Here is a 10434-nt window from a genome sequence, read left to right as displayed (position 1 = left end):
CCGGTTTTCCAGCCCTCCGGCCCCAGCAGCGCGGAAAGGGAGGCCGCCAGTTCCATGGCTCAGCCCGCGTTCACATAGGCGGTCTTGACCGAGGTGAAGAACTCGACCGCGTAACGCCCCTGTTCGCGCGCGCCAAAGCTGGAGCCTTTGCGCCCGCCGAAGGGCACGTGGTAATCGACCCCCGCCGTCGGCAGATTGACCATCACCATCCCGGCCGATGACCGCCGCTTGAACGCCCGCGCATGGGCCAGCGAGGTGGTGCAGATGCCCGAGGACAGCCCGAACCGGGTGTCATTGGCGACCGCAAGCGCCTCATCAAAATCACCGACCTTGATCACGCTGGCGCAGGGACCGAATATCTCCTCCTGACAGATGCGCATGTCATTGCTGGCCCCCAGAAACAGCGCGGGGTCCTGAAAGTAACCCGGCCTGTCGCGACGGGAGCCACCGATAACCTCGGCCCCCTCTTCGCCCGCCAAGGTCACATAACCCAGATTGCCGTCCAACTGGCTTTGCGACGAAACCGGCCCCATCTGTACCGCGCCATCCAGCGGGTCGCCCACCACCAGCGCTTGCATCTTCTGCGTCAGCGCATCGACGAAACGGTCATGAATGCCCGCCTGCACGATCAGCCGCGACGACGCCGTGCAGCGCTGCCCGGTCGAGAAAAACGCACCGTTCAGGCAGGTATCAACCGCCGTATCCAGATTGGCGTCGTCCAGAACCACCATCGGGTTCTTGCCGCCCATCTCCATCTGTAGCTTCTTGCGGCTGCGGGCACATTCCATGGCCAATCCAGCACCGATACCTTCCGATCCGGTGAAGGAAATCGCCGTCACATCTGGATGCGCCGTCAATGCAGGACCGATGACCGAGCCCTGCCCCATCACCAGATTGAACACACCGGGCGGGCAGCCGCATTCATGCAGCAATCGCGCCAGAAGATGCGCGCAGGCCGGGGTCAGCTCCGCCGGTTTGAATACCACCGTATTGCCATAGGCCAGCGCCGGGGCGATCTTCCACGCCGGAATGGCAATCGGAAAGTTCCACGGAGTGATCAGGCCAACGACCCCCAGCGGCTCACGCGTGACCTCGACATCGACGCCTGCACGGACCGAGGCCACCAGATCGCCCTCGACCCGCAGCGCCTCGCCCGCGAAGAACTTGAACAGATGCCCGGCCCGGATGGTTTCGCCTATGGCCTCGGCCAGGGTCTTGCCTTCCTCGCGTGCCAGTAGACGACCGATTTCGTCCTTCTCAGCCAGAATGCGCGTGCCGACGGCATCCAGAAGATCGGCCCGTATTTGGGGCGAGGCATTGGCCCAGCCCTCAAAAGCCTGTGCAGCAGCGGCCACGGCAGCCTTCACCGCCTCGGTATCCGAACGCGCATAGCGACCGACCACCTCATCCGGCTGCGCAGGGTTAAGGTTTTCCGTGACCGAAGCGCCATCCTCCCAGACGCCCCCGATCAGGTTCTTGTTCACGTCCATCGGTTTCTCCAATTCAACAGCAAAAGCCGGTCAGTACCCTCGATCAAGATCGACTATATTGGGCAGCGGCTCTCCGGCGCGATATTTCTCAAGGTTTTCGCAGAACTTGCCCACAACCCTCTCGGTATAGCGCGAGGTTGTGCCCGAGACATGCGGCGTGACGATGACGTTCTCCATCGACCAGAGCGGGCTGTCATCAGGCAGCGGCTCCTGCTCAAAGACATCAAGGGCCGCCCCCGCGATCTGGCCGGATTGCAGCGCATGGGTCACCGCGGCCTCGTCCACCACATCGCCCCGCCCGACATTGATCAGAAAGGCGGTGTCTTTCATCAATTCCAGTTCCGGTGCCCCGATCAGCTTGCGCGTCTCGGCGGTTCCCGGCGTTGCCAGCACGACGAAATCGCATTGCGGCAGCATCTCGGCCATCTGATCTGGGCGGTAAACCTGCGAGACACCCGGCACCGGGTCACCGCTGCGCCGCATCCCGACAATGTTCATCGAACAGCCCTGCGCCCGACGCACGACCTCTTTCCCGATAGAGCCCAGCCCCACGATACCCAGGGTGAACTCTTCAAGCGGTGGTGTGCGGAACATGCTCCAGTTCCGGTTGCGCTGGTTTTCCAGCACTTTGGGGAAATTCCAGTGCAGCATAAGGATGGTGCAGATGCAGTAATCCGCGATCAGCGAATGGATGCCCGATGAATTGGTCACCGTCACCCCATTCAGATGATCCCGCGCGGGCATGAGGGCATCCACGCCCGCACTGGTGTGATGCAACCATCTGAGGTTGGCGGCCTTTGCCAGACTGTCGGCAGGGGGTCGAAAGGCCAGCAGAACCTCGGCCTCCGTCAATATGTCATCCAGCGTGTCCGGCGCAGATGCCGCCGCGACCTGCAATTCGGGATGCTGCCCGATGAGGTGATCGTGAAGATCGCCTGCCATGGATGTGTCCGGGTGATAGATGGCAACTTTCATTCGGCCTCTCGCGCAGAATAGTGCAGCGCGCCCGGCACAGCCGGGGCGCGGTCATTGTACGTGGATATCGTCGCTTTCATAGGGGTGTCAGTGGCAATCAAAGCGCTTCAGATTCAGGGATTGAGATTGATTTGGGGAGGCTCTGTTCGATGCCCATGGGGACGCCCTCGGCGGTACAATCGAACAAAGGGTGCTGGGTGTTCACCAAGGGCTTGGGTCCGATACAGTGGATGGCGGGCCAACGCGATGAGGGCGTCGGCCCGGGATAACAGCGGATCAGTTCGTCGCCGCGTCGCGCGCCGCTTTCAGCCAACTGTCATAAGCCTCGCGGTTGTCGGAGATCCAGGTCGTGATATGCCGCTCAATATCTTCGGGCTGTTTTTCACCCTGATAAATCAGCAGGCGCTGCGCCTCGATATCCTCGATCGGTATCTGCGCCAGTTCAATGAACGTCGCAGCCGCCGGGTTGTTTTCCAGGAAATCCTTGTTGGATACCAAATGGCGATTGAACGGAAGGTGACCCAGGTTCTTGCCGTCAATCGTGGTCTGCTCGGCGGTAATGCTCGGGTCATCGCCGACCGAGGTGAAGGGCACCTCCAGACGCTCGACCTCGACCCCCTGCTTGAGGATGTTGTTCACCCAATAGGGGCGCCATGCATAGTAAAGAACCGGGTCATTCTGCCCGACCCGGCCAACAACGTCGGCGATCAAAACCGCATATTCGCCCTGCACATGGGTGACATGGTCACGCAGCTCATAGGCGTCCATGTGATGTTCGATGGCCCGTTCGCAGCCCCAGCCGGGCTGGCAGCCGACCAGATCCGCCTTGCCATCGCCATCGGTGTCAAACCGAGCAGCATTCTCGGGCTTCTTCAGATCCTCGATCGAGCGGATGCCCGCGTCATAAGATGCCTTGTCCACATAGTACGCCGACGGCATCGGACCATACAGCGCCGTTTCGGTGATTTTCAGGCTCTGGTCGCCGCCCGCCTTGTCGAAAAAGGCCTGATGCAAGGGATGCGCATATCCGGCCGCATAATCCGCGTCGCCGCTGGCCACAGTTAGAAACATCAGCGCATATTTCAGGTGCAGGGGCTCTTTCACGTCATATCCCAGCTCTTTCAAACCGCGAATGACAACCTCTTCCTCCAGTTGCGTGCGCAGAAATCCGGGGCCTGTGGGCTGTACGGTCACCCCTTCGCCCGGTGTCATATAGTCGGCTGCGTTGGCGACGGTTGCGGTCAGCGCTGTTGCGGCGATGGCCAGCGCGCCGAACGCGGTGGTCAGCCCTTTTGGTGTTACTCGTTTCATGTTGCCCTCCCTATGAGCATTCTTTCCTGATTGTTCCCCGCGCAGCGGTCCCGGACAGGACGGTCACGAGGCGCTGTCCGCAGCCATCGACTGCTCGGGCGCACCCGCCTTCGAGCCGGTGACACCCCGGACCAGCAACCACACCAGACGCGCCGGGCCGTGCTGATACCACTTGCGATGCGGGTCCTTCTTGGCCAGCTCCACCGGGCCTTGCGTGATCCGGTCCAGAATGATCGCCAGAACCACGATCCCCGTGCCGCTGACAATCGCCAGACCCACGTCCAGACGGCCAATGGCGCGCAGAACCTCAAGCCCCAGACCGCCAACCGCGATCATCGACGCAACAACCGCCATCGACAGGCACATCATCAGCGTCTGGTTCACACCCACCATGATACTGGGCACCGACAACGGCAGACGCACCTTCAGCAGAACCTGCGTCGGCGTCGCCCCGAACGAGGCCGACGCCTCGATCACATCCTCGGGCACCTGCCGCAGACCCAGCGCCGTCAGACGGATCACCGGCGGCAGCGCATGCACCGCCGTCACCACCACGCCCGGCGCGTTGCCCACGCCAAACAGGATCGCCACCGGCACCAGATACACAAAGGACGGGATCGTCTGCATCGTATCCAGGATCGGCCGCATGATCGCATAGGCGCGATCACTCAACCCCGCCCAGATGCCCAGCGGAATGCCCAGCAACAGGCACAGAAACAGCGAACACAACACCACCGAGATGGTGGTCATCGTCGCCTCCCACATGCCCGGCCCGATAAAGCCCAGACCGGCCAGCAGAACCCCGGTCACAATCGCCTGATTGCGCCCCGCCATCTGCCAGGCGATCAGCACTGCACAGGCCAGCACCACCAGCGGTGGCGAGCCCGTCAGCGTGTTTTCAAGGCTCACCAGAAGATATTCCACCGGCTCCTTGATGACATTGAAGAACGACCGGTTCTCCACCAGGAAATCCATGATGACCTTTTCGGAGTTCTGGGCGATCGGCAGAGCGTTGCCGGAAAACGGGTCCAACCAGTTGGCTGCTTGTGATTCGGACATTGAGGTATGTGTTCCCTGTTCAGTTTATCCCCGGTCGACTGATGGCCACCGCAGGGCCCCGATGATCAGGCCCGCGGCGCGACATCATGTCAGAGGGCGTTTGGTTTGCCGTTACACATGTAGCTGTCTCACTCAAAATGTATGCAAATGAGATCACACCTGTCAACAATCGAAAAATCCAACCCTCGTGAAATCACCCGCACATGACGTGATAAACCGGCAAAACCACTGCCAATTCCCCATATTTACCGCCCAATACCCCCAAATACAGAAATTCAGCACAACTCACCCCAAACACTTGACCTGGACAATATTTTGTATCCAAATAAGGGCAGATTGAAATCCAGCCACAGGGCACGGATCGGGCAAAGAGTGACACCACCCGGCAGCAAGGAGCGGCAAGACGATGACCAGGTTTGAAGGCAAGGTGGCGCTTGTCACCGGCGGTCGCAGTGGCATTGGCCGGGCTGTCGCGCAAAGGCTCCGCGACGAAGGTGCGCGCGTCTTTACCGCACAACGGGGGGATGACCCCGAATTTGAAGCGATCAGCGCCGATTTCAGCGACACGCAAAGCCCACATCAGGTGATCTCGGACGTGATCGACCGGGCCGGACGGCTGGATGTTCTGGTCAACAACGCCGGCATGATGCAGGAGATAAAGGTCGAGGACATGACCCTCGACCAGTGGGAACGCAACCTGACCGTCAATCTGACGACGCCCTTCTTGCTGATCAAGGCCGCGCTGCCGCATCTGCGCGCCACAAAGGGCAGCATCGTGAATGTCGGCTCGACCGAGGGCATTGGCGCCAACCCGCTGCATGCGGCCTATTGCGCGACCAAATCCGGACTGCACGGGTTGACCCGCGCGGTTGCGGTCGACCACGGCGGGGAAGGCATCCGGTGCAACGCCGTGGCCCCGGGTTGGATCGACACCGACCTGAATGTCGATTTCATTCAGTCGCACGAGAATCCCGATGCCCTGCTGCGCGGGCTCAGCAAGATACACCCCGTGGGCAGAACCGGAAAACCCGAAGATGTCGCCGCCCTTATCGCCTTTCTGGCCGCCGAGGAATCCGGCTTTGTCACCGGTCACGTCTACACGGTGGATGGCGGCCGCATGGTCAAGCTTAGCCTGCCCTGAAGCAACACCCCGAATGATTGCCCGCGCATCAACGTGCGCAAACCCTGAAAAGATCGAAACTCACTGAACGCGACCCAAACGGAGAATTGGATATGTCAGTTGCAGCACAACTCAAACCGCAGGAAATGGATCATTGGGATGAACGGGTCGAACTCGCCGCTGCCGCCCGCCTGATTTACAAGCTGAACCTGCATGAAGGTGTGGCCAATCACGTCTCGCTGGCCGTGAGCCCGGACGGCACCCGGTTTCTGGTCAATCCCAGCCCCGCCCATTTCGGTCGGCTCAAGGCCTCGGACATGTTGTTGCTGGATGCCAATGACGACGGTGATGTGGCGGATTCTGCCGAGAAGACGAACCGGACCGCGCTTGGCGTTCATGGCTCGGTCCATCGCCACTGCCCGCATGCGCGCTGTGTTATCCATGTGCATTGCATGTATTCAACCGTTCTGGGCACGTTGATGGATGCCAACCTGCCCCCGATCGCGCAAAGCGCGGTGAATTTCTATAACCGCTACGTCATCGACACCGAATATGGCGGACTGTCCTTCAAGTCCGAGGGCGAACGCTGTGCCGCCATGCTGTCGGACCCGAAGAAAAAGGTCATGATCATGGGCAATCACGGCGTCATGGTTCTGGGCGCCAATGTGGCGGATGCGTTCAACCGGCTATATTACTTCGAACGCGCGGCCGAGACCTATATCCGCGCGCTGCAAACCGGTCAGCCGCTGCGGTATCTGCCGCATGAAATTGCCGAGAAGACCTCGCAACAGCTGGAAGACTATCCCGATTACAGCAAGGCGCATCTGGCCGAGATGCGCGCATTTCTGGATGATGAGGGCGCTGATTACGCCTCGTGATTGCCTGCCAGCCCGGTGCATGGGCGCCTGAGTAACGGAAGTGCTTGATGGATCGAAGAAACGCTTATCCGAATGTCACGGTCTATCACCCCGACCCCGAGACAGCGGCGGAATATTATCGGGTTCTCGGCAGAGAGTTCCCCGAGTTGAACGCGTCAGTCGCATCAGACCCGGAAACCCTTGCGCCAATGATCCCGGACACCGAGATTCTGGTGTGTTTCCGGCCCCCGGTTGAGGCGCTGAAGGAAGCCACATCGCTGAAATGGATTCACTATGTAACCGCTGGCGTGGATGCGCTGCTGCCCGCGCGCAACCACCTGCAGGGGGTCACGGTGACGAACTTCGCCGGGCGGCCTTCGGTCGCGGATTACGCGATGGGGGCGGTGCTGATGCTGCACTGGAACGTGCGCAAGTTGATCGATGATCAGCGGGCGGGCGTTTGGGATCATTTCAAGACGCCTCCGCTGGAGGAATTCACCGTTGGGGTCATCGGGCTGGGCTCAATCGGGCAGGATATCGCACGGCGCGCCACCGGGTTCGGGATGACGGTGCTGGGGATGCGACGTAGCGCGCGGGCCACGCCACATGTCGATCAGGTCTATGCCCCGGACCAGTTGGCGGATTTCCTGCCGCGTTGCGATTTCGTCGTGCTGGCGCTGCCGGGCACGGACGGGACGCGTCAGTTTCTGGGGGCAGATGCGTTCAGACTGATGAAGGACAGCGCCTTTCTGATCAATGTCGGGCGCGGTGATATCGTTGATCAAGCGGCCCTGATCGAGGCGCTGCAATCCGGTCAGATCGCAGGTGCTGCGCTGGACGTGTTCGAGCAGGAACCGCTGCCCAAGGTCAACCCGCTTTGGGCGATGGAGAATGTCATCCTCTCGCCACACATCGCCGGGGCGACCTCGCGCTATGTCGAGCGGGTCGTGACCCGGTTTGGTGAGGCGCTGGAGCATTATCAGCGGGGCGAGGACCTGCCCCATTCGGTTAATCTCAAGCTGGGATACTGACCCCCTGCCGGGTCAATCCGCGCAGGGAATGTAGTCACCGGTGATTGCCACTTCGACATCCGGGCGGCGGTTATACAGCCCCAGAACCTGTCCCTGCATCCGCACCAGCGCCGCAACCGCATCCAGCGTCGGCGTTGGAATCTGCAACCGCCGCGCCAGTTCCAGCACTGTGCTGACCAGCGCGTCCAGCTCCATCGGGCGGCCTTGCTCCACATCGTGGCGGGTCGAGGGTTTGTGGCCGATGATATCGGCCCCGCCCTGTATCCGCCGTTCAATCGGGACGCTGAACCGCGCGCCCACGGCCTGACCGACATTGCGGCATTCGACCATCATGTCGCGCACCACGGCGCGGCAGGCCGCATCCCCACCGATCTGATCCAGACTGGCGCCGGTCAGGGCCGAGACCGGATTGAACGAGCAATTGCCCCAGAGCTTGATCCAGATCTCATCCCGGATGCGCGGCTTGACCGGCGCGCGCAGGCCCGCGTCGCGCAGCAGTTTCGACAGCCGCATGGCCCGGTCGCTGCGATTGCCGTCAGGCTCGCCCAGCGTGAAACGGTCGCCGCTTTTATGGGTGATCTCGCCGGGGGCCGAGACCGCACAGGCCGGGTAAACCACGCAACCGATGGCGCGCTCCGGCCTGAAGGCCCGCCATTGCGCCCCGCCCGGATCGACGGTTTCCAGCCAGCGATTGTCCAGATCTGTGCCGGTATCGGCCTTGTGGAAATACCACCACGGAATGCCGTTCACGGCCGATACCACCGCCGTATCAGGCCCCAGCAGCGGCTGAAACTGATCCACGATTGCGGGCACCGAATGCGCCTTGAGCGTGCTGATCACATAATCCTGCGGCCCCAGATCGGCGGCATTGGCGCTGGCCTGCACCTGAACGGTGCTGCGTTCGCCATCCTTGATCAGGGTCAGGCCGTTCTCCCGGATCGCCTCCAGATGCGGACCGCGGGCAACGACGCTGACCTCAGCCTCGGTTCCTGCCAGGGCATGTGCCAGATAGCCACCGATGGCCCCGGCGCCGAAGATGCAGATCCGGCTCATGCATCCGCCTCCAGCCCCAAGGTCTTGGCCAGACCGATCCGTTGCAGCTTGCCGGTGGGGCCTTTGGGGATTTCCTCAAGGATCAGGATTTTGCGCGGCACCTTGAAACCCGCGAGCCGCTCGGCCGCGAAATCGCGCAGGGCGGAAACGGCGGCGTCCTCGCCCTCGTTCAGAACAATGGCCGCCGCAACGTCCTCGCCCAATTGCGGATGCGCCACCGCAAAGGTGACCGCCTGACTGACCGAGGGGTGTTCCATCAATATCTCATCCACCTCACGCGGAGAGATTTTTTCGCCGCCCCGGTTGATGATCTCTTTCAGCCGTCCGGTGATGAACAGGTAACCCCCCGCATCGAACCGGCCCTGATCACCGGTGCGGAACCATGTCTTGCCGCTGGCTGCGTCACTGACAAAGGATTCGGCATTGGCCTTGTCGTTGCTTTCATATCCGGCGGTGACGTTTGGCCCGCTGATCACGATCTCACCCAGTTGGTCAGCCTGTGTGGTCGGCCCCGCCCCGGTCAGGATCGCCACATCCGGCCCGGCGGGCAAGCCGACGGAACCCGCGACCTGCGTGCCCTGCCCCAGCGGGTTGCAGGCCATCTGATGCGCGGCCTCGGTCATGCCATAGGCCTCGACCACAGGACAGCCAAAGGTGTCCTGTAGCTCTGCCATGACATTCGGCGGCAGTGAGGCCGAGGATGAGCGGATAAAGCGCAGCCGCGCAGCCGCCACCGCATCGGCATTGCGCGCAGCGCGTGCCAGGATCGCCTGATGCATGGTTGGTACGGCGGTGTACCACGTGGGGTTGCTGGCCTGCATCCAGCCAAAGACCTTCAGCGCGTTGAAGCCGGGCGTGCAATAGATCGAAGCACCCGCCGTCAGCGACGACAAGACGGCGGCGATCAGCCCGTGGATGTGAAACAGCGGCATGACGTTCAGGCAGGTATCGCCTTGGGTCAGCGCAAGGCTGTTGGCAACGTTATGGGCGGATGCGGCGACATTGCCATGGGTCAGCGGCACGATCTTGGGCCGTGACGTGGTCCCCGAGGTATGCAGCACCAGACATTGATCATCCGACGCGGCCTCGGCCAGCGGCAGCGGGTCGCCTTCGGGCAAATCCAGCGAGAAGGTTCCAGCGGGTGTGTCTGGATCGACCGAGATCTGCGCCACCGGGATGCCAAGCCCTTTCGCCGCCAGTGCCGCCGGGCCGTCAAGGTCACCCGTCAACAGGATCGCCGCGCTGAGGTCGTCCAGATAATAGGCAAACTCATCCTGCTTATACCCGGGGTTCAGTGGCGCCGCGACGGCGCAGTTCGCGGCGGCCAGAAAAGCGGTTGCCGCCTCGGGTCCGTTGGGCAGGGCAATCGCCACCCGCGCCCCACGCCCGACGCCAGCCGCCCGCAATTGCCCGCCGACCCGGCTGATGAAGGCGCAGAGGTCACTATAGCTCAGCCCCGGCCGGTCCGGGGCCTGAATGGCCGAATTCGATGCGGGCGCATGCTGCAAAATTTGCCCGATGCTGACCGTGTTACCCAT

9 protein-coding genes are annotated in these 10434 nt (G+C 61.9%); 3 read left to right on the top strand and 6 right to left on the bottom strand.

Annotated features, from left to right (window positions below):
- Positions 1-59 precede the first annotated feature (59 nt).
- The 4 genes from MPJ51_RS12930 to MPJ51_RS12915 form a co-directional block, all read right to left on the bottom strand.
- Positions 60-1490: an aldehyde dehydrogenase family protein gene (locus MPJ51_RS12930; RefSeq protein WP_298387294.1), complete on the bottom strand. Its 1431-nt coding sequence runs from the start codon at positions 1488-1490 to the stop codon at positions 60-62.
- 30 nt (positions 1491-1520) lie between these two features.
- On the bottom strand, positions 1521-2465 hold the full coding sequence (locus MPJ51_RS12925) for a D-2-hydroxyacid dehydrogenase (RefSeq protein ID WP_298387291.1): 945 nt from the start codon (positions 2463-2465) through the stop codon (positions 1521-1523).
- Between the two features lie 276 nt (positions 2466-2741).
- Positions 2742-3776, bottom strand: a complete 1035-nt coding sequence (gene proX, locus MPJ51_RS12920) for a glycine betaine/L-proline ABC transporter substrate-binding protein ProX (RefSeq protein ID WP_298387288.1) — start codon at positions 3774-3776, stop codon at positions 2742-2744.
- A 63-nt stretch (positions 3777-3839) separates the two neighbouring features.
- Positions 3840-4835, bottom strand: coding sequence for an ABC transporter permease subunit (locus MPJ51_RS12915; RefSeq protein WP_298387223.1), 996 nt, complete (start codon positions 4833-4835; stop codon positions 3840-3842).
- Positions 4836-5241: 406 nt separating this feature from the next.
- On the opposite strand from MPJ51_RS12915, the gene MPJ51_RS12910 reads away from it, so the two are divergent.
- The 3 genes from MPJ51_RS12910 (at position 5242) to MPJ51_RS12900 (ending at position 7843) form a co-directional block, all read left to right on the top strand.
- Positions 5242-5976, top strand: coding sequence for an SDR family oxidoreductase (locus MPJ51_RS12910; protein ID WP_298387285.1), 735 nt, complete (start codon positions 5242-5244; stop codon positions 5974-5976).
- Positions 5977-6068: 92 nt separating this feature from the next.
- Complete coding sequence (locus MPJ51_RS12905; protein ID WP_298387282.1) at positions 6069-6833, top strand: class II aldolase/adducin family protein; 765 nt, start codon at positions 6069-6071, stop codon at positions 6831-6833.
- Positions 6834-6880: 47 nt separating this feature from the next.
- Positions 6881-7843 carry a D-2-hydroxyacid dehydrogenase gene (locus MPJ51_RS12900; protein WP_298387279.1) on the top strand — a complete coding sequence of 321 codons (963 nt, stop codon included), beginning with the start codon at positions 6881-6883 and terminating at the stop codon, positions 7841-7843.
- 12 nt (positions 7844-7855) lie between these two features.
- Here the strand turns inward: MPJ51_RS12900 and MPJ51_RS12895 are convergent, their stop codons facing one another.
- Positions 7856-8896, bottom strand: coding sequence for a 2-dehydropantoate 2-reductase (locus MPJ51_RS12895; RefSeq protein WP_298387276.1), 1041 nt, complete (start codon positions 8894-8896; stop codon positions 7856-7858).
- Positions 8893-10434 carry an AMP-binding protein gene (locus MPJ51_RS12890; protein WP_298387273.1) on the bottom strand — a complete coding sequence of 514 codons (1542 nt, stop codon included), beginning with the start codon at positions 10432-10434 and terminating at the stop codon, positions 8893-8895. Before MPJ51_RS12890 ends, MPJ51_RS12895 begins: the two co-directional genes overlap by 4 nt.

Origin of the sequence: Ruegeria sp. (genome assembly GCF_028066395.1) — a bacterium.
Lineage (GTDB): Bacteria > Pseudomonadota > Alphaproteobacteria > Rhodobacterales > Rhodobacteraceae > Ruegeria.
This window is presented reverse-complemented; position numbering and strand designations above follow the sequence as displayed.

Coding starts and splice junctions, on each gene's coding strand:
- MPJ51_RS12890 (WP_298387273.1), bottom strand. CDS start 10,434: ATGGGTAACACGGTCAGCATCGGGCAAATTTTGCAGCATGCGCCCGCA.
- proX (WP_298387288.1), bottom strand. CDS start 3,776: ATGAAACGAGTAACACCAAAAGGGCTGACCACCGCGTTCGGCGCGCTG.
- MPJ51_RS12925 (WP_298387291.1), bottom strand. CDS start 2,465: ATGAAAGTTGCCATCTATCACCCGGACACATCCATGGCAGGCGATCTT.
- MPJ51_RS12915 (WP_298387223.1), bottom strand. CDS start 4,835: ATGTCCGAATCACAAGCAGCCAACTGGTTGGACCCGTTTTCCGGCAAC.
- MPJ51_RS12895 (WP_298387276.1), bottom strand. CDS start 8,896: ATGAGCCGGATCTGCATCTTCGGCGCCGGGGCCATCGGTGGCTATCTG.
- MPJ51_RS12905 (WP_298387282.1), top strand. CDS start 6,069: ATGTCAGTTGCAGCACAACTCAAACCGCAGGAAATGGATCATTGGGAT.
- MPJ51_RS12900 (WP_298387279.1), top strand. CDS start 6,881: ATGGATCGAAGAAACGCTTATCCGAATGTCACGGTCTATCACCCCGAC.
- MPJ51_RS12930 (WP_298387294.1), bottom strand. CDS start 1,490: ATGGACGTGAACAAGAACCTGATCGGGGGCGTCTGGGAGGATGGCGCT.
- MPJ51_RS12910 (WP_298387285.1), top strand. CDS start 5,242: ATGACCAGGTTTGAAGGCAAGGTGGCGCTTGTCACCGGCGGTCGCAGT.